A 19,848-nucleotide genomic window follows, 5' to 3' on the forward strand; every position below is an offset into this window, starting at 1 on the left:
GATCAGGACGGATGCGCCTCGGCAGCGGCCTCGGCTTCCGGACCATCCTCGTCGTTGCCCGCCTGTTCGAGCCGCTGAAGGAAGCTGTCGCACCAGTGGGCCGACGTGCCGTGGAACACGGCTTCACGCATCTGTTCCCACCGCCGCTTGCGCTCCTCGAGCGGCATCGTCAGCGCCCGCTGCAAGGCTCTTGCGACATCGTCGGTCGAATAGGGATTGACGACCAGCGCCTCCCGCAATTCCGCGCGAGCTCCGGCAAAACGGGACAGGATCAGCACGCCCGGATCTTCCGGGTCCTGGGCCGCGACATATTCCTTGGCGACGAGGTTCATGCCGTCGCGCAGCGGCGTCACGAGGCAGACCCGGGCGGCGCGATAGATACCGGCCAAAGCCCGCCGGGTGAAGCCACGGGTCATGATCTGAAGCGGCGTCCATTCGAGCGTCGCGAACCGGCCGTTGATGTGGCCGGCGAGTTCCTCCAGCTCACGCCGCAGCTCGACATAGGCGTCGAGTTCGGAGCGCGACAGCGGCGCCACCTGCAGGAACTGCACGTTGCCCCGGTTTTCCGGATATTCCTCGAGCAGCCGCTCGAAACCCTTGAACCGCTCCACGAGACCCTTGGAATAGTCCATGCGATCGACGCCGATGATCTGCAGGCGATCGCCGACCATGCCGCGCACCATCTCCTCGTGTTCGCCGGCTTCCGGCGAGACGGCAAACCGGGCGTATCCCGGCGCATCGATGCCGATCGGGAAGGTGTCGGCGACGACGATCCGGTCCCCCACCTTGATCCGGTGGCCCGGCAGCTTCTCGCCGCCAAGCTCGCGCACGCAGAAATTGGTGAAGTTGCGCCGGTCGGTGTCGGTCTGGAAGCCGATCACGTCATAGGCGAGCATGGCGCGCACGATGTCGTGGCTCGCCGGCAGGGCCGTGAAGATTTCCGGCGCGCAGAACGGGATGTGGAGGAAAAAGCCGATCTTGCCCTTGAAGCCGCACTGGCGCAGCTCCGAGCCCATGTAGAAATAATGATAGTCGTGGATCCAGACGAGATCGTCATCCTCGATCTGGGAGGCGAGACGGGCGGCAAAACGCTGGTTGACCGAGCGGTAGACGCGATCCGATTGGCGATCGAACTGGGCGAGGTCGAGACGATAGTGCAGCAGGGGCCAGAGCGAGCGATTGGCGTAGCCGTAATAGAATCCATCCAGCTCCTCTTCGCTCATGTCGATCGTCTTGAGGGCGACGTCGCCCTCGATCTCGGTGACCGCCTCGCTGAACGTTCCCTTGTCGGAGGTGTTGCCGCTCCAGCCGAACCACAGGCCGCCGCGCCGCTTCAACGCATCTGACAGTCCCACGGCGAGCCCGCCCGCCTTGCCCTCGTCGTTCAGCGGCCCGACACGGTTCGACACCGCGACCAGCCTGCGCTGCCCCTCAGCCATCGTCTCCCTTCCTTCTCTTTTCTCCGGCCAAGGCAACCCGGCCGTTCGTTGATCAGATTCCGCAAACATCCAGCCAATGATGGACATCGGCGACGTTCGCAAGCCGGTACCCGGCAACGCTGTCCTTGGTCCCGACCTTCACCGCGACACCGCCCATATCCATCACCGTCTGCAAGGCGAACTCGTCCGTCGTGTCGTCGCCGAGATAGACCGGGATCCGTCCCTCGAAGGGGGCCGACGTCATGAAGTCCGCCAGCGCCCTGCCCTTGTCCATCCCGGCGGGATGAACCTCGACAATGTTGTCGCCCTCCATCACGACGAGATCGTCGCGGTCCCTCGTCGCACGTTCCATCACGCCTCGCGCGACGTCCGCAAGGTCCGGCGCCGTGCGAAAATGAAGGACGAGCGCCGTGCCCTTGTCTTCCAGCGACAGCCGCTGGTTCTCTTCGAGCGTCGGCGCAAGCGCGTTGCGGACGGGATCGAGAGCGTCCGGCGCCATCAGGAATTCGGTCTCGCCGTCCGGTCGCACGCGGCGCTCCAGCCCGTGCACGCCCGCCGCGGCAAAGGACAGCGGCGAAAGGAAACGGTCGAGGTCGGAGATCCGCCGGCCGGAGACGATGGCGAGCGCGCCGGAAAGGCGATCCGTCATTTCCTGCAGCCGCTCGACGCGGTCCCGTGCGAGCGCGACACTGTCCGGATCGTCGACCAGCTCGACGAGCGTGCCGTCGAAATCCAGGAACAGCGCATGGGTCTGAGGGTCAATCGCAGGAGGGCGCTTCATCGGTCGGGTGGCTCGATTTCGGTCCGAAGGGTTCGATTTCGTCACCGCGGCAGATAGGGCGGGCGCCTGGATTTTGTATCGAAAAAGAACAGTGAGAGCGCCGCCTTCTGTCGCCGAAGGTGGCGCGGGGACCATCGGGCAAAGGCTCTGAAGGCAGATGATCCGAAGCGTTCAAACGCCTGGAAAATAGGACTTCACCGGTCGACGCGGAAGGCCCTGAGGCTGACCGATACGGGTATTTCCTTCTGGCTCAACCTTTCATCGAGCCGGGCAAAAACCGAGGCTGCGGCTGCCGGCAGATCCGGCAGAACCGTCTCGATCGGCGTCTTCGAGGTCATGACCATCATCAACTGCCGGTCGCTGGCGTTCTCCTTGAGGTCGAACACCAGGCGAAGTCGCGCCTCGTCGCCACGCCGTCGGGCAAGGCCGCTGACGTCCTGGACGATGCCGCGACCATCGACGATCAGGATGGCGAGATTCGTTTCCCCGAGATTGTCGACCGTCGCATCCAGCGTCGCGCCGCTCCTGACGACATCGGTGGCGAGCGCAATGCCTGCATGGGCGATGGCAGCCTTGCGGCGATCGGCGGCAAATTCGACGGCCGCGCACTGACGATCGACGACCGGGCGCAGGCCGATGTCCGGCTCGATGCCGAAGCGGGACTGGAACTGCCTCAGCAGCCATTCGGTCGCGGCCGTGCCGTTGGCATAGGCGTCGATCCGCACCGAACTGTCGGACACGGCGGCCGGCACGGCGTAAAAGCAGCGCCCGCCGTCGAAACCCTGGATGTAATCGACGAAGCGGGCGGTGTCGTCGACCGCTTCGGTCGGATCGGGTGGCGTTTCGATCCTGTCGGGCAGCTGCGGGGCAGGCCGGGCATCGTCCTGCCGCATGCCCGGCGACGGGCCGAGCATGGCCTGGTCTTCGCCGCGGCCCGGCCAGTCGCGATTGCGCTGGTCCGGCCCGATCACCGACGTCGCGTCACCGGCCCCCGCAGGATCAGTGCCCGCATCGCCCGTGCCCGCAAGACCGAACGGCGTCTGTCCCGCTTGGCCGGCTTCCGGCGCGGCCGGATCGGGCGAGGCGAAGAGCGTCTCGACGGCCGCACCGACCGGGCCGAACCAGCCCGGCCGCAAAGCGAGGAGCGCTCCGAGGCAGAGGACCGCGAGCGATGCCAGCACAGGCACCGCCCAGCGCCGGCCTTGCGCTGCCGCCGGTCTCGGCTTGCCGGCCGGAACGGAGCGCGGCGACGGATCGCGGTCGAGAGGCCGGTCGTCGGTTTCGGACCGCCGGGGATCGGGCTCCGCCGCGCCGCCCTTCGCCTTTCTCGGGTGCCAGCCCCGATCGGCGGGCGCTTGCCCCGCCCCGTCGCCCGGCATGTCGATCAACGCCCCGCAGATCGTCGCCATGTCGGCGGGGCGATCGGCCGGGTCGGGCTGCAGCATCGCAGCGAGGAGAGCCCGCAGCGGCTGCGGCACGTCGGCAAGGTCGGGCACGGCGCTGCGCTTTTCCAGCCGCTCGTAGTCGCTGCCGTCCATCGGGATCGGCCGCCCCCTGAGCGCCGCGACGGCGACGAGGGCGAGGCTGTAGATATCCGACTTGGCCGTGACATCGCCGCCGAAACGGCCGAGCTGTTCGGGCGAGACGAAGTTGTACTTGCCGGCGAAGCTGCCGCCGAGGATCGTCTTGTCGCCGGGCCTTGCGGATTTGGCGATGCCGAAATCGATCAGCTTGGCCCTGTCGACGTCGTCCTCGGGCAGGATGACGTTGTCGGGCGCGATGTCGCGGTGAACGATGCCGGCACGGTGGGCGACGTCGAGACCGCCGGCAAGGCGCAACAGCAGCCGGCGGACGGCGCCGGGCGACAGCGGCCTTTCGACGGCGATCTCCTTCAGCGACCGGCCGGTCACATATTCCATGGCGAAATAGGCGCGGTTGAGCCGCCGGTCGATCGACATGACATGGGAGCGCACGATCGCGTCGTGGGTCAGCCGCGACAGGGTTTCGGCCTCGCGCAGAAACAGCCGCATGAAGGTCGGGTCGCCGGCAAATTCCGGCAGGATGACCTTGATCGCCACCGTCTCGTCGGTCGCGAGATTGCGGCCGCGATAAACCTCGCCCATGCCGCCCGCCGCCAGTAGCGCCTCGATCGCATAGGTGTCGTTGAGCTCGGTGCCCGCCTCGAGGCGGCCGGACGCATGCGAGGGTCCGTCAGCCATGGAAGCCTCCCGCAGCGCCCGCCGCGCCGAGGCAGCGCAGGACGAGCACCGTGACGTTGTCCGAACCGCCGCGCTCCAGAGCCGCGCCGATCAGCCCTTCGGCGATGCTCCGCGCATCGGCGCCGGATCGCGCGAGGAAGGCCGCGATCTCGTCGTCGGCGAGATGGCCGGTGAGCCCGTCGCTGCACAGGAGGAAGACGTCGCCCGCCTGTGCCGTGTCGGAAACGCGAGAGAGATCGAGGCTTGGCGAGACACCGACCGCCCGTGTGATGACGTTGCGCTCCGGCCAGGTCGAGGCTTCCTCCAGCGTGATCAGTCCGCCGTCGAGCAGCTCCTGCACCCTGGAATGATCCCGGCTGATGCGGGCGAGGCCGTCGCCCGACAACCGATAGAGCCGGCTGTCGCCGGCCCACAGGCACGCGAAGCGATCGCCGAAGAGAAGAAGGACGACGACCGTCGAGCCGATCGTGCCGCCGGCCGCCTCGCCCATCGCCGAAATGTCGGCATTGGCGGCGATCAGCCGGGCCTCGACCCGGGCCCTGAGATCCGGCGCGGTGGTTGCGATGCCGATGGTTGCAAGGCTGTCGACGATCGCCCCGCTCGCCAGTTCGCCGCCCTCATGGCCGCCCATGCCGTCGGCGACGGCGAAGACGCCGGTCTGCGGATCGGCAAAGAACCGATCCTCGTTCAATTCGCGCACCTTGCCGACATGGGTGGCGCCGAAGACGTCGAGGCTGAGGGCGCGCTCCGTCAAGGCTGAGCCTCCACCGTCGCGGCCGGGCCGTCCGGCGGCGCGACGCCGCAAACCATGGCAGCAAAATCGGCCGCCGACGGCAGACCGGCGCGGGAAAAAAGAACCGGCCGCTCGCCGCCATGGCCGGCCGTCCAGAAATAGCCCTGGCCCGCCGCAAGTCGGCGGTGGTCATCCGCACGGGCCTCCATGAGAACACCGCCGAGACCGGCCGGCAGACCGTCGTCGCGATCGGCCTGCGCCTCCTCTCCCACAAGATGCGGCGGCCTCAGGCCGGCGGTCAGCGCCGCGAGATCGAAGGGGGCGTCGGTCTCGGCGGCAATGATCGCCATCAGCCGCATCTCGATACCGGCAAAGACCGCTTCCATCGGATCGATCAGCGGCAGTTCGAAGGCGCCTCCCTCCGCCGCGATCGCAAGGATCGCCAGCGGAAAGTTCCGCCCCACGCCATCGACCGAGGGGATGAGGGCGCCGAGCGCGGCGACGCCGAAGCAGGAGGCGCCGAGCCAGAAACGCCAGAGCGGCATGACGAGATAGTCGGCCTCGAAGTCCGGCCCGAGGTCGCTGCGCGCTGCCGCCATGCCGTCTTCCAGATAGCGCTCCAGAGGAGCCAGAAGCGCCGGGGGCAAGCCGCTCGACACGAAATCCCGCCGCTGCGGCAGCTTGCCGAAAACGGCGAAGGTGACGGCTGGCGAAGCGGCCTGCGGAGGCTCTGTCACGTCGCCCGCGACGTCGGCGCTCAAAGCTCGGCTGGACATTGGAACTCCCGCAGCGCCGGCAGAATGAACGGATTGAGCGCGGTGTCGATCTTCACCTGATAGCTCACCGACCGACCGCCGATCGGATAGCGCAGCTGGATGGCGTCGCCGCGTGGTTGCGGCGAGCCGGCGGCGATCATCCGCATCAGCGCCCAGGGCCCGTCGCGTTCGAGCTTGTGGTCGCGGCCGGGGGCCGGCGGCATGAGGTGGACGGCGGCATTGCCGCTACTGTCCGCCGGCCAGTCGAAGCTGCGCGTCTGCGCGGTGGACGAGCCCTGCGGAGAGGCCTGCAGGACCTGATCGTTGATCGTCAGCATGGCGTATTGGGCATCGCCGTCGAGGGCGGTCTGCTCGACGCGCAGCGTCACCCTCGGCTGCGAACCGCCCTGCGGGAAGAACGCATCGCGGATCGCTGCCGCCCGCTGGAAATCCGCCAGGGTCGCCCTGGAGAGAGACCGCCCGAGCGGTGTGTCGACGCGCCAGCGCCAAGTCTTGCCGCTGAGGTCGGCATAGGGCGCGAGCTCTTGCTGAAAAAACCGGTCGATGATGCCGTCGGGGGCGAAGAGGCCGGCGAATTCGTCGATCGAAACGTCGCTGCTGCTGCCGGGATCGAACGGGTAGCGCCCGGAGGCAATCCGCCTGCAGGCCTGCGTGACCCGGCCTTGCAGGTCCCGTTCCAGTTCGGACTTGGACGCATCGACCGCGCCGCCCTCGATGTCGTTGACGGCTGCCTGAACCATCCGGGCGATGGGCTCCGGCAGGCGGGAGATGGTGGAGCGCAACGTGCCGACATATGTCTGCAGATCGGATTCGCCCTTGCCGATCGAGGCCGGGTCTTGCTCCATGGTGACGAGGGTCCTGTGCACCTCGCCGAAATTCAGCCGCAGCGCGTCGATCGGCCGATTGGGGCGGTCGCCGTCGATCAGACGGTGATAGGTCTGAAAGCGCGCCTCGATGTTGCGGCCGGACACGAGATCGTCGGTGGTCGAATTGCGACCGCCGCCGACCATGGCGCCGAGGCGGCTTTGGGATTTGCGTATCGCGATGTCGAGGCCGATGCGCGAGAGCCCGCCGAGCCGGTCGCTGACCCTCGTCCTGACGGCGCTGGCGACCTCCCGCGCGGCCGATCCGTCGTCGCTTGCCGCCGAGGACACCGGCTGGCCCTCGGCCTCGCTTCTCGCCAGCTCGGTCTCGCGCGCCACCTCTTCGACCAGGACGACGAGTGGCGAGGTCGGCGCACCGAGAGCGCCGAGGGCATGAAAATAGGGTTCGTCGGCTGCCATCGGCTCGAGTGCGAGATTGCCGAGCATGCCTTCCCAGGCCGCGATGAAATCGCGACCATATTGCTCCAGGAGCTGCGGCCCGAGATTGGCGAGCTGATCCTCGATTGCCGCCTGCTCGCCATATTGGCCCAGAACCCAGCGGTTTTCCTCAAACCGCGCGGAGGCCTGCGACAGCCTCTCCAGGAACACCTCGTGAAAGCCCGAGGATGTGTAGAGCATCGGGATGCGCACGGTTTCCAATGGCGTGCCGTCGCGGGTGCGAAACACAACGTCGGCATCCTGGGGGATGCGCTGGACGAGAACGAAATCGGGATAGACCGCCGTCTTGCCGGCCTCTCCCGACTGCACGGCCGCATAGACCTGATCGGCGATGGTCATGCGGGCGAGCGTCTTGCGGGCGTCCTCGATGAGATTGGCGTTGACCCCGAAGCTCGGCGCCCGCCGGGCCGAGAGCTCCAGCATCGCGTCGACATGGCGGTCGAGAGCCGCCAGGAGGCCCTCTCCGTCCGGCAGGGCGAGGGCGCCCTGCCAGAGATTGCGGACGAGCCAGTCGCGCACCAGCACCTCGTCCACCTTCGCGGCCTCGCCGCCGAGCATCAGATAGACCTTGAGCGCGTCGAAGATCGGCATCGGGTCGTTGGCCGAGACGAGCGCCGCCAGGTGCTGCTCGACATCGATCATGATGCGCGATCGCAGCATCCGGTCGAGCCCGGCCTGATAGCCGACCTCGGCGGCCGAGGCGAGCTGCGGCCTGACCGCGAGACCGAAGCCCTCCGAAAGCGGCGTCGGCTGATTGCGGTTGTCGTAACCGACCTCCATCGCGCGCAGGATGTCGAGCGCACCGGATGGCCTCACCACATCGGTGTCGGCAATCTCGCTCGCCGCCAGATCGGCAGCCGCCGCCGCGTTGAAACGTTCCATGTCGGCGCGCGTCGCGGCGATCAGCGACTGGTTGTTGAAGTAGCTCAGCGCCCAAAGGCTCGCCAGCGCCAATGTGACGACGCCGATCGCCGCGAAGGCCCCGTAGCGCAGGGCAAGGCCGCGCAGCACCGCCCGGCGATCATGGGAAACGAGGCCGGCCTCGGCGAAGATCACCTTCTTCAACAAGTCGTGCAGGAAAAAGCTCTTGCCCATGCCGGACATCAGGCCGCCGGCCCGCCGGCCGTCCACCGCGCCGCCATCGGCCATGGCGCCGAGAAGCTGGTCGATCGGCGTGCCTTCCTGGGTGCCGGAGGTGAAGTAGAATCCCCTGAGCGCGGCCTTCGCCCGATATCGCGTCGGCTCGAAGATGCGCCCGAGCATGCCGGTGACGGCATCGCGCAACAGCGCGAACTGGGCCGGGAACCCGTAGACGGCGATGCGCGACACGCCGTCAGGCTCCTCGTGCAGGCGGTCGGTCAGTTCCTCCGTCAGGCGCCGCACCAGCGCATCGAACTCTTCCGGCACCTTGTCGAGCAGCGAGGCGTCGCGGCGGCCGCTCTGCACCGTCGCGCCCCAAACCTTCTGGCGCCTCGCCTTGGTGAAGCTGCCGAAATAGTCGGAAAAGCCGGCGACGAGATCGGCCTTGGTGAAGAGCACATAGACCGGAAAGTCGATCTTCAGCTCCTTGTGCAGCTCGGTCAGCCGCTCGCGGATCCGGGTGGCGAATTCCTCCGTGCGATGGGCCGGCAGGGTCATCAGATCCTCGAGGCTGATCGCCACGATGACGCCGTTGATCGGTTGGCGCGAGCGATGCGCCTTCAACAGCCCGAGGAAATCGAGCCAGCTTCGGGCATCGGCCTTTTCGTCGGAGTCCTGGGTGGTGTAGCGGCCGGCCGTATCGATGAGGACGGCATCTTCGGTGAACCAGAAATCGCAGTAGCGCGTGCCGCCCGCCCCGGCGATGGCTGCAGGGCCTCCGGGCCCGGCCAGCGGAAATTCCAGGCCCGAATTGACGAGCGCCGTGGTCTTGCCCGAGCCGGGCGGGCCGATGATGACGTACCAGGGCAGCTCGTAGAGATAGGTGCTCTTGCCGCTCGACTTCTTCAGGACGGCAAGGGCGTCCGCCATGCGGTCGGACAGGACGGCTCCGTCGCCGATGACCGCCGCCTCGCCGCCCTCGGCGATCAGCGCCTCTTCCAGCGCTTTTTGCGCCTTGCGCCGTCTGAAATAACGGATCGCGTACCAGCTGCCGACGCCGAGGGCGACGACGGCGATGATCGCCAGGCGTGCCCATGCCGGGGCCAGCGGCCGGACCTCGGCGATGGCGATGAACGGCCCCGCCAGCCAGACGACGACCGCAAAGGCCAGAAGGCCGACGAGAACGAGAATGGGACGGAAAACACGCGTCATGGCTGGCGATCGGGCTCTAGCGTTGGCAGTGGAAGGGTTTCCTCCCGCGGGATGGCGATCTCCACCCGCCGGTTGCGCGAGCGGCCCTCGCTGGTCTTGTTGCCGGCGATCGGCTGGTCGGCCCCTCGCCCCTCGACGACGATCCGGGCCGGATTGCCGAGGTTTTCGGCAAGGACCGCCTCGACGGATTGCGCCCGGGCAAGCGAAAGGTCCTGATTGGACTTGAAGCGGCCAAGGCCGCTCAGCCTCACATTGTCGGTGTGGCCGGTGACGAAGATCTGGCCTTGCTCGTCGTCGAGGGCGCGCGCGATGTCGTCGGCGAGCTTGCGGAAGGCCGGCGTCACGTCGGCGCTGCCGCTGTCGAAGAGCAGCGAGTTGTCGACCCGGATGGTGATGCTCTCGCCGACCGGCTCGACGGCAAGGCCACCCTTTCCGATCTCGCCTGCCAGCGCTTGCCGGATCCGTTCGAGCTGGGACGTCTCGGGCGGCCGCGGCGTGACGATCTCGGCGCTCGGCGGGCGCACCAGCGCCACCTGCGGCGCGGTGTTCAGTGCCGTCAGCTCGTCGGCGACGGCCTCGGCCTCGCCGGCTAAAAGGATGCGCAGGGCAAAGAACAGCCCGACGAGGAAGACCGCCGCAAGGCTGGCGACGACCCAGAGCGGCACGGCGGCGCGCAGCGCCCTCGCCGCGATCGCCTGGCCCTGCCAGCGCGGCGCGATGTCGTCGTCGGGCCGGGCCTTGACCCGCCGCAGAGCCTCATAGACCCGGCGCCGTTCATGGGAGAGCCCGGCATCGCCGCCATGCCCGGTGCGATACTTGCCCTCGAAACCGAGGGACAGGCAGGCGTGATAGAGTTCGAGAAGGTCGTATTCGGCGGCCGGATTGGCGAGAATGTCGCGCAGAACCTCGAAGAATTCGACACCGGAATCGCGCACCTCGAAGAAGCGGGCGAGCATCGGATAGCGCAGCCACTCGGCCCGCTCCCGGCTCGGCAGGTTCTGGACGATGTCGTCGGCGGTGGCGCAGAGCGCATATTGGCCGCGCCGCGCGTCGTCGTTGGAATAGCCGGCCTCGATGGCCTTCCTGGCAAAGCCGTCGATCTGCGAGATCACGTGGTTCATCAAAGGCGTCGCCTCCATCTCGACGACACCGAGCCTGAGGCGCCCGATCAGGATCAGGAGGGGCGCTGCGGCATCGAGCAGCGGGTTGGCGCTCGCCATCCGCTCGCCCTCGCGCGCCCCGATGACGGCGGCGAGCGGGATCTTCTGCGCCGGCGCCTGCGGCTTTTCCTTCGCCGGTCCCTCGGGGAATAGATTGCCGGGCTCCTGGCCGGTCCGCGGCGCCTTCCAGCCGTTCGGCGCTTCGCCCGTTCGCGCCCAGGCCGGCTGGCGCCCCTCCTCGGGGGCCGACCAGCCTGCGCCATCGCCCCGGTCCACCGGCCGTGCCCAGTCGTCCCGCAGCGGCGAGGCGCCGGGCGGCCGCGACGGCCCGCCTTGGCGCGCACCGCCGGGATTGGGCCGGATGACCGTCCGGCCACCCCATTCGTCGTCCCGGCCGCTCATCGGTAGCCCTCCTGGATCGCCCAGAGCTCGATGCGCAGCTCCGGCCAGTCGGCCGAGATCTGGATGCCGATACCCGGCGCGACGGAGAATTCCGGCCAGAGCCGGGATTTCTTGTCGAGGTAGAAATAGACCCGGTCCGAATAGCTGCGGATCTGCCGCGGCGGGGTCGGCGTGTGCACCAGCTGAATCCCCGGAAGATGCATCTGGACGATCTCCTCCATTCGGGTGGTGGGCCCGATCTTGCAAAGGTCGGGAAACTTGTCGCGGATGGTGACGGGCGGCCGCGCCGCCGCGACTTCGAGAACGAAGGCGGCGTCGCGGAACAAATTGCGGTTCTTGATCGGGGCGACGAACTGGTTGCGGTCGCGCTCGACGAGGTCGAGCCGCACCGGGCGGCCGATATCGATGTTCAAGAGCCGCTGGATGTCGTCGAGCACCGGCTCGAACGTCGCCTTCAGATCGTCCTGATCATAGGGCCGATAGCTTTTCGCCATGCGCTCGGGCGAATAGGTCGACAGTTCGCCGGCGATCGCCAGGAGTTCGCGGTAAAGCTCGACCGGATGGGTGTAGCGCGAGGCGGCAAGATGCTTCAGCCCGCCGACCACCCGGTTGAGCATCTGCAAACGGTAGTAGTCGATATTCTGCAGGCCGCCGCTGGCCGAAGGATCGGCGGCAAAGCGCGCCAGCGTCGACAGGTGATTGTCGATCCAGCCGATCACCCGCTCGCCATAGCCGGCGACGACGCGGCTGGCGCTCAGCGAGAGCACGGGAGGCGCAAAGCCCTGGTCGAAGACGATGGTGCGATCGCGGACCTCGACGATCCGGGCGATCTTGAGGGCATGAAAGCCGGGCTTCTGCGTCTCGCGAATGTCGAAGGTGAGGCGCGGATGGGCGACCTCGATCTCTTCTTCCTGCTGCATCGCCGCCGCCGAATCGACGATCGTCTCGATCTCGCGCGTATAGCGGCTGGCGCTTCCCGCCTCGGCCATGTCGAGTTCGCGGCCGTTGACGAGCGCAGCGGGTAGGCTCAGCCAGGCGAAGAGATTGCCGGCATCCTCCTTCACCTCGACCGGCTCGGGCAGCGGGCTGACCGCCGGCATGTCGAAGGGCGTGCCGTCCGGTATGATCCCGCTTGCCCGGCGCAGGGCGAATTTCGACTGCTGGGCGAGATCGGTGTCGATCTCGATCTCGGCAAAGCCCCAGGGATAGGGCGAAAGATGGCGCACCCGGCATTCGATCAGCTTTTCCAGATAGCGGTCGTGCTGCTGCAGGTGATGCTGCCGCAGGAAAAGCCCTTCCGTCCAGGCGACCTTGCTATACCAGGACATCGTGCGTGCGCCGCCCCCAGAATGCACCTAATGGTAGAAATTATGGATACCGATAAATTTCCGGTTGTTCAACCGGGTTTGGCGCACGCGATGACGACGACACGGACGCGCGTTCGGCGCGCTCGCTGCGCCTGATAGCCAGCGCCCTGCGCCGTCGAGTGACACCCTGTCTGGAACGCTTCGATTGTCAGGGCGGGGACGAGTTGTTATTTTGACCGGCAATGAACGGGTTCAAACCATCGAGATGGCGCGCGCGGGGCAGCGCCCGGCTGCCGACGAGCGAGGGCTTTGCCAAGCTCTCCGATCGCGCACGCCTGCCCGGCCGGTTCTTCTATCGCCTGGCCGAGGCCGGAGGCAGCTAGCCGCCCGCCCCGGCGGAACGCCGCCGGAGCTGCCAGGGCCGCAGGCCCGATCCGCCATTCGATTTTACGCATGAAAGGCGCCGCCCGCATTGCCGGGACGATGCGCCGGGAGAAAACCCCATGAGCCAAGCCAGCGAAAAACCCCGCACGATCTACGACAAGATCTGGGACGCCCATCTGATCGGCAGCCCGGACGACGAGTCGACGCTGATCTATATCGACCGCCACCTCGTCCACGAGGTGACCAGCCCCCAGGCCTTCGAGGGCCTGCGCATGGCCGGCCGCAAGGTGCATCAGCCGGGGCGCACCCTGGCCGTCGTCGATCACAACGTGCCGACGACCGCCGACCGCGTGAACGGCATCAAGAACGAGGAAAGCCGGATCCAGGTCGAGGCGCTGGCGAAGAACGCCGCCGATTTCGGCATCGAATATTTCGACGCCGCCGACAATCGCCAGGGCATCGTCCACATCATCGGCCCCGAGCAGGGCTTCACCCTGCCGGGCATGACCATCGTCTGCGGCGACAGCCACACCTCCACCCATGGCGCCTTCGGGGCGCTCGCCCACGGCATCGGCACCTCCGAGGTCGAGCATGTGCTGGCCACCCAGACGCTGATCCAGGCCAAGGCCAAGAACATGCTGGTCGAGGTCGACGGGCCGATCCCCGAGGGCGTCACCGCCAAGGACATCATCCTCGCCATCATCGGCCAGATCGGCACGGCGGGCGGCACCGGCTACGTCATCGAATATGCCGGCGAGGCAATCCAGCAATTGTCGATGGAAGGCCGGATGACGATCTGCAACATGTCGATCGAAGGCGGTGCCCGGGCCGGGCTGATCGCCCCCGACGAGACCACCTTCGCCTATATCAAGGACAAGCCGCGCGCCCCCAAGGGCGAGGAGTTCGAAAAGGCCGTCGCCTATTGGAAGACGCTCGTCTCCGACGAAGGTGCCCATTACGACAAGGTCATCAAGCTCGACGCCCGCAACCTGCCGCCGATCCTCACCTGGGGCTCCTCGCCGGAGGACGTCGTTGCGATCGACGGCGTCGTGCCCGATCCGGCCGAGATTCCCGACGAGAACAAGCGCAAGTCGAAACAGCGGGCGCTCGACTATATGGGCCTGACGCCGGGCACCAAGATGACCGACATCACCATCGACCGGGTGTTCCTCGGCTCCTGCACCAACGCCCGCATCGAGGATCTGCGCGCCGCCGCCAAGATCGTCGAGGGCCGCAAAGTGGCCGATACGGTTTCCGCGATGGTCGTGCCGGGCTCCGGCCTCGTCAAATTGCAGGCCGAAGCCGAAGGCCTCGACCGGGTGTTCAAGGATGCCGGCTTTGAATGGCGCGAGGCCGGCTGCTCCATGTGCCTCGGCATGAACGAAGACCGCCTCGCCCCCTATGAGCGCTGCGCCTCCACCTCGAACCGCAATTTCGAGGGCCGCCAGGGCTCCAAGGGCCGCACCCACCTCGTCTCCCCTGCCATGGCGGCCGCCGCGGCGATCGCCGGACGCTTCGTCGATGTGCGGGAGTTCGGCAAGGCGGACGCGGCGCTGGAGCCGGCGGAGTAGGCTGGCCGAGGCCGAGGGCGTCGCTCGTTTTACCCTGTTCCGGAGGAAGTTCGGGCCGGGGCGAGGGGCGCGGCGCCACCCCCTCGCCCTTCGAGGTCGCCTTCGGCGGCACCTCAGGATGAGGGGGACTGACCGGCCGGCGAGCCCGACAAGGTGACATCTCGGGGCTCGCCTCGTTCGCGCAGGTCCGAACGATCGGAACCCTACCCAAGGCCTGCGGGCCTTCTGGCTCCCTACCCGACCAGCGCCCCGTGCCCCCCGACGACATGCGAGGCCAGCCGATGGCCGGCGAGCGTTGCCTCCATCGGCCCGATGCCGCCGAGCCTTGCTGCGAGATAGGCGGCGTTGAAGCTGTCGCCGGCGCCGGTCGTGTCGACGAGTTGTTTCGGCGGAACGCAGGCTACCGTTTCGCTCTGCCGACCGTCGCCCCACGACACCAAGGCCGCGCCGCCGCCATCCTTGACGACGACCTCGCCGACACCGAGGCCGTGATAGCGCGCGGCGGTCGCCTCGGGCGTTTCGTCGCCGAAGGCGGCGCGCTCGTCGTCGAAGCTCGGCAGGCACAGGGTCGATACTTTGGCCGCCGCCTCGATCGCGGCTTTCGCGGTCGCGGTGTCCGGCCAGAGGCGGGGCCGGATGTTGGGATCGAAGGCCACCAGCTTGCCGGACGCGCGCGCACGCTCGACGCGCTCCAGAAGCCTCTTGCGGCCGGCCTTCGGCAGAATCGCAAGGGTTATGCCGGAAAAGTAGAAGGCGTCACCGGACGAGAAGATCCGGTCGAGATGCGCCTCGTCGTCGGCCAGCCGTTTCGCGGCCGCCATGTCGCGCCAATAGGAGAAGGACCGTTCGCCGTCTCTCAGATGGATCATGTAGAGGCCCGGCGACGCGCCTTCGATCCGCCGCACGGCATCCGTCTCGATCCCCGCCGCGTCGAAGAAGCCGAGCATTTCGTCCGACATCGTGTCGGTGCCGAGCGCCGTCAGATAGGCGGCCCGCCAGCCCGCCGGGGCGTTGCGCGCGAAATGCCAGAGCGTGTTGAAGGTGTCGCCGGCAAATCCCCTGCGATAGAGCCCGTCGCCGGCGACGGACAATTCCACCATGCATTCCCCGATCGCCACGAAGCGTGACGGCTGCGATCCACTCAAGACAGCTGCTCCAACAGGCTCGAATCCGACGGTTCCGGATCAGATGCCTGGAGCGCCATGCGTCCGACAGGACGCAGAATGGACGCTCCAAGCGTCCCGATCGACGCATCGTGCTTTCCGAAAATCGATTCCGATTTTCGGGCCGATGCTGTAGCAGCGGAGATCGGGACGGTACACCCGTCGAGCGTCACGACGGCTTTCGCCCTCTCCCGCTCGTTACCGACGGCCCGTCAGGCAGCGGCGATAGGCGCGGTCGCCGCTTCGCTCGGCGCTCTGGCGCGTCAGGGCTCGGACCCCGAAACCGTCCTCGCCGCGATCGACGCGGTTTTCATAGGCGTTTGCGGCGGTCTGGCGGGCATATTGCCGGCAAAATTCCGGAGTGCCCGGCCGATAGGGATTGGCTGAGACGCGGGCGCCGACAATCGGCGTGTTGTTGGGATAAGGCGTGGAAGCCGTGCATGCGGCGAGAGCCGACAGGGCAAGGAGCGCGGGGGCAAAGGCGATGGGACGCATCAGGAAACTCCGGGTGTTGGACCTGTCCACTTCAACCACCCAATCTGCAGTCCGGCCGCGATAAGCCAAATGTGATCAATCAGATGTGTCTGACCGATCGGCAAGAGCCGCGGCGCCGTTCTCCATCCCCGCCAGAGCCTGCGGTTCGATCGAACGGTTTGACGGGCGCCTGAAATCCTGTCCAACTCCAGGCCATGCGGACCCGCGAGATTCCCTTTCAGCCACCCGAGATCGCCGCAGAAAAATTGCGCGATCTCGGCAGGCTCGCATTCCTCGACAGCGCCATGGTTCACCCGGCGCTCGGTCGATATTCCTATGTCGCGGCCGATCCTTTCGCGGTCTTCACCGTCGACGCGGCTGGGCCAAGGCTCGATGGCGAGCCTTTGAAGGCCACCCCGCTCGCGGCGCTGAAGTCCCTGCTCGGCCGCTTCGCCGCGCAGGTGATGCCGGGTCTTCCGCCGTTTCAGGGCGGTGCGATGGGAATGATCGCCTACGATTTCGGCCACCATCTCGAAACGCTCGCCAAACCGGCCGATCTCGACCCGGAAAAGCCGACGATCCGCCTCGGCCTTTACGATACGGTTCTCGCCTTCGACCTGTCGGAGCGCCGCGCATTCCTCGTCTCGACCGGGCACCCGGAACCCGGCGAACGCGCGAGGGCCGATCGCGCCGAGGCAAGGCTGGCGGCGTTTTCAGACAAGCTCGCGGCGCCGTTGCCAGAGCCCGGCGCAGCAGCGGCGGCGTCGCCCGGCTCGTTTCGCTGGCGTTCGAACTTCTTCGCGCCTCGCTACAGGCAAGGTATCGAGCGAGTTCGGGAATACATTCTCGACGGCGACATCTTCCAGGCCAACATCGCCCAGACCTTTACCGCCGCGACGCCCGCGGGGTTCGACCCGTTCCGGCTTTATCTCAAACTCCGCCGGACCAATGCCGCCCCCTTCGGCGGCTTTTTCGATTTCGGCGATCTTCAGGTCGCCTCGTCTTCGCCCGAGCGCTTCGTGAGCGTTTCAAAAGGGGTCGTGGAAGCCCGGCCGATCAAGGGAACGGCCAAACGCTCCGCCGACCGGACCGAGGACGAGCGCCTTGCCGCAGAGCTCCTCGCTTCGGAAAAGGACCGGGCGGAAAACGTGATGATCGTCGATCTTCTGCGCAACGACATCGCGCGGGTCTGCGAGGCGGATTCGGTCGAGGTGCCGGTCCTTTGCGGGCTCGAGAGCTATGCGGCGGTCCATCATCTCGTCTCGGTCGTCACCGGCAGGCTCGCCGAGGGACGCGACGCGACGGATCTGATCGCCGCGGCCTTTCCCGGCGGCTCGATCACCGGTGCGCCGAAAATTCGGGCCATGGACATCATCACGGAAATCGAGAACACGGCGCGCGGCCCCTATTGCGGTTCGCTCGGCTATATCGGCTTCGACGGGACGATGGATCTCAACATCGCGATCCGCACCGTCAGCTTCGAAAAGGGCGAGGCGAAGCTCTCGGCCGGCGGCGGCATCACGGTGCTCTCCGATCCCGCCGCCGAATACGAGGAGACCTTTACCAAGGCGACGCGCGTCTTCGCGGCGTTCGGCAGCGACGACGACGGCGACGGCGGCGGCGAGGGCCTGCAGTGAGGGTTCTCGTCATCGACAACTATGACAGCTTCGTCTTCAACGTCGCCCGCTACTTCATCCGCCTCGGCGCCGAGACGACGGTCGTCCGCAACGACGCCGTCGCCGTCGAAGCGATCGCGGCGGACCCGCCGGATGCCATCGTCGTGTCGCCGGGCCCTTGTGCGCCGAAGGACGCGGGCATCTCGATAGACCTCGTGGCGAGACTTTCCGGCACCCTCCCGATCCTTGGAATATGCCTCGGCCATCAGGTCATCGGAGCAGTCTTCGGCGGCAACGTCACCCGCGCCATCCGCCCCATGCACGGCCGCGCATCCACCATCCGCCACGCCGGCACCGGGCTCTTTGCCGGACTTGCCGACACGGCCGATGTCGGGCGATACCATTCGCTCATCGTCGAAGACACCGAGGACATGCTCGCGCGTCTGTCCATCGACGCCAGGTCATCGGAGGGAGAGATCATGGCCCTTTCCCATCGCAAGCATCCGACCTTCGGCGTCCAGTTCCATCCGGAATCCATTCTCACCGAGGACGGCGACCGGATGGTCGCGAACTTCCTCGATCTGGCGCGGCGGTTCCATGCCCCAGAGCGCTGAGGTGATCTGGCGGGATGGAACGTTCCGCCCGAGCGAAGGCGCGATCGATGCGAACGACCGTGGCCTGCTCCTCGCCGACGGCGTCTTCGACACGGCTCTCGTTCTGAACGGCCGGGTGTTCCGCCGCCAGGATCATCTTGCAAGGCTCGCGGCGGCCTGTTCGACCCTGCAGATCCCCGCCGAGACCGCCTTGCTGCGATCGGCCATGGCCGCGCTCGCCGGCCGATGCGGCGACGGCTCGATCCGGCTGACGGTGACGCGCGGCCCCGCCCCGCGCGGCCTCGCCTTTCCGGCAGCGCCAAAACCGACGATTCTCGGAAGCTATGCGCCGCTCGCCCCCGCGCTGATGTTCCGGCCGGTCGCCCTTGCGACCGCCGCGATCCGGCGCAACGAGACCTCGCCGACCTCGCGGGTGAAGACGCTCTCCTATCTCGACGCCGTCCTTGCCGCCGAGGCCGCGAAAGCCGCCGGCGCCGACGACGCGCTGTTTTTGAACGGCGCCGGACGGATCGCCTCGACGAACCTCGCCAACCTCTTCCTCTTGCAGTCGGACCGCCTGTCGACGCCCGCTCTGTCGGAAGGCGTGCTGCCCGGCATCACACGCAGCTGGATCATCGCCGATGCCGATGCCGCCGGGCTTAGGGTGGAAGAGCGCGAGATTTCGCCGGACATTCCCGCAGGCGCAGCGGTTTTTGCGACCAACAGCCTGCGCCTGATCGCCCCCGTCGCCAGCCTCGACGGCAAGACGCTGCCGAAGCACCCTGCCATCCTCGCATTGGCGACGCGGTTATGCGAAGCGATCCAGGCAGAGTGTGGCCGCGACCCGCGCGAATACGGCGCCTCGCTCGCGGCCCTCGCGCCCGCGGACTGATCAGCTCCGGCGCACCGTGCCGCCGGCCAGCAGCCACATGGGGTCGAACCAGGTGTCGGCCTCGCCGTCGAAGGGCAGCGTGTTGATGTCCCAATGCCGGACATGGGGCGCATAGGCCGACCAGACCGATGGGCCGCCCCCGACATAAACGACGCGGCCTTCAAATCGCGACAGCACTTCGTCCGGCGCCTCATGCGAGCGGATCGTCACGATCTCGCGCTCCTTGCGGGCAAAATCGGGAAACGACGCGACCGTCTTCGGCCCGGCGATCAGAACGTGGCCCCGGGTGATCTCGAAGAAACGCTCCACATCCTCGATGAAAGCCCGCTCGGTTCGCCCTTCCCACGGCATTTCGCCATTCAGGCCCAATTGACCGCTTCTGCCGATCGCGCAGATCACCCTCACATCCGCCAAGCCTCGCCCTTTCAACGTCATTTCAGCCTATGCGGACCCAAACGCCATTTTGAGCGTTTGCCAAGAGTCGAGGATGAGAATCGGACGGCATGGAGGCCGAGACGGCTGATTCGCCGCAATCGGTCCGGTTGCTGTTCGCGGCGCATGCCCATCGCATCAATAGACTTGGCCGTCGAAGAATTCAGGCTCCATAGGGGCGATTGGCGCCAACTCATTGGCGATAAGTAAAGCATTTAAATGATCGCGCCCGCCTATTGGCCGAATATGCGGGGAAGAGATTCCCATCCAGATGGAAGTGAAACATCGCAGC

Annotated in this window: 15 protein-coding genes; 4 read left to right on the plus strand and 11 right to left on the minus strand. The window is 67.1% G+C overall.

What is annotated here, in order from left to right; genetic code table 11:
• Positions 1-2 precede the first annotated feature (2 nt).
• From J6595_RS18800 to tssK, 8 genes are all read right to left on the minus strand, one after another.
• Positions 3-1,439, minus strand: a complete 1,437-nt coding sequence (locus tag J6595_RS18800; RefSeq protein WP_209596595.1) for an alpha,alpha-trehalose-phosphate synthase (UDP-forming) — start codon at positions 1,437-1,439, stop codon at positions 3-5.
• A 52-nt stretch (positions 1,440-1,491) separates the two neighbouring features.
• Entirely contained in the window at positions 1,492-2,220 is a 729-nt protein-coding gene (gene otsB, locus J6595_RS18805) for a trehalose-phosphatase (protein WP_209596597.1), read from the minus strand.
• Between the two features lie 194 nt (positions 2,221-2,414).
• Positions 2,415-4,439 (minus strand): serine/threonine-protein kinase, encoded by a 2,025-nt coding sequence (locus J6595_RS18810; RefSeq protein WP_209596599.1) that lies wholly within the window; start codon positions 4,437-4,439, stop codon positions 2,415-2,417.
• Positions 4,432-5,193, minus strand: a complete 762-nt coding sequence (locus J6595_RS18815; RefSeq protein ID WP_209596601.1) for a PP2C family protein-serine/threonine phosphatase — start codon at positions 5,191-5,193, stop codon at positions 4,432-4,434. Before J6595_RS18815 ends, J6595_RS18810 begins: the two co-directional genes overlap by 8 nt.
• Complete coding sequence (gene tagF, locus J6595_RS18820) at positions 5,190-5,948, minus strand: type VI secretion system-associated protein TagF (protein WP_209596603.1); 759 nt, start codon at positions 5,946-5,948, stop codon at positions 5,190-5,192. Before tagF ends, J6595_RS18815 begins: the two co-directional genes overlap by 4 nt.
• Positions 5,930-9,562 (minus strand): type VI secretion system membrane subunit TssM, encoded by a 3,633-nt coding sequence (gene tssM / locus J6595_RS18825; RefSeq protein ID WP_209596604.1) that lies wholly within the window; start codon positions 9,560-9,562, stop codon positions 5,930-5,932. Before tssM ends, tagF begins: the two co-directional genes overlap by 19 nt.
• Positions 9,559-11,124, minus strand: coding sequence for a type VI secretion system protein TssL, long form (gene tssL, locus J6595_RS18830; RefSeq protein WP_209596606.1), 1,566 nt, complete (start codon positions 11,122-11,124; stop codon positions 9,559-9,561). The genes tssM and tssL overlap by 4 nt, the downstream gene beginning before the upstream one ends.
• Positions 11,121-12,452, minus strand: a complete 1,332-nt coding sequence (gene tssK, locus J6595_RS18835; RefSeq protein WP_209596608.1) for a type VI secretion system baseplate subunit TssK — start codon at positions 12,450-12,452, stop codon at positions 11,121-11,123. The genes tssL and tssK overlap by 4 nt, the downstream gene beginning before the upstream one ends.
• 482 nt (positions 12,453-12,934) lie before the next feature.
• Here tssK and leuC point away from each other — a divergent pair, with 482 nt between their 5' ends.
• Complete coding sequence (gene leuC / locus J6595_RS18840) at positions 12,935-14,386, plus strand: 3-isopropylmalate dehydratase large subunit (RefSeq protein ID WP_209596610.1); 1,452 nt, start codon at positions 12,935-12,937, stop codon at positions 14,384-14,386.
• A gap of 233 nt (positions 14,387-14,619) precedes the next feature.
• On the opposite strand, the gene J6595_RS18845 is transcribed toward leuC, so the two are convergent.
• Positions 14,620-15,486, minus strand: a complete 867-nt coding sequence (locus tag J6595_RS18845; RefSeq protein ID WP_209596681.1) for a sugar kinase — start codon at positions 15,484-15,486, stop codon at positions 14,620-14,622.
• A gap of 261 nt (positions 15,487-15,747) precedes the next feature.
• Entirely contained in the window at positions 15,748-16,044 is a 297-nt protein-coding gene (locus J6595_RS18850) for a hypothetical protein (RefSeq protein WP_209596612.1), read from the minus strand.
• Positions 16,045-16,238: 194 nt separating this feature from the next.
• Between J6595_RS18850 and pabB the strand changes: the two genes are divergently transcribed.
• The 3 genes from pabB to J6595_RS18865 are packed head-to-tail and all read left to right on the plus strand — an operon-like array spanning position 16,239 to position 19,124.
• The gene (gene pabB, locus J6595_RS18855) at positions 16,239-17,660 is read left to right on the plus strand and encodes an aminodeoxychorismate synthase component I (protein WP_209596614.1); all 1,422 of its coding nucleotides are present in this window, start codon (positions 16,239-16,241) and stop codon (positions 17,658-17,660) included.
• Positions 17,657-18,253 carry an anthranilate synthase component II gene (locus J6595_RS18860; protein ID WP_209596616.1) on the plus strand — a complete coding sequence of 199 codons (597 nt, stop codon included), beginning with the start codon at positions 17,657-17,659 and terminating at the stop codon, positions 18,251-18,253. Before pabB ends, J6595_RS18860 begins: the two co-directional genes overlap by 4 nt.
• The gene (locus J6595_RS18865) at positions 18,237-19,124 is read left to right on the plus strand and encodes an aminotransferase class IV (RefSeq protein ID WP_209596618.1); all 888 of its coding nucleotides are present in this window, start codon (positions 18,237-18,239) and stop codon (positions 19,122-19,124) included. Before J6595_RS18860 ends, J6595_RS18865 begins: the two co-directional genes overlap by 17 nt.
• Here the strand turns inward: J6595_RS18865 and J6595_RS18870 are convergent, their stop codons facing one another.
• On the minus strand, positions 19,125-19,538 hold the full coding sequence (locus tag J6595_RS18870) for a dihydrofolate reductase (RefSeq protein ID WP_209596620.1): 414 nt from the start codon (positions 19,536-19,538) through the stop codon (positions 19,125-19,127).
• Positions 19,539-19,848: the final 310 nt, after the last annotated feature.

The organism is Jiella mangrovi, assembly GCF_017815135.1.
GTDB classification, from domain to species: Bacteria; Pseudomonadota; Alphaproteobacteria; order Rhizobiales; family Rhizobiaceae; genus Jiella; species Jiella mangrovi.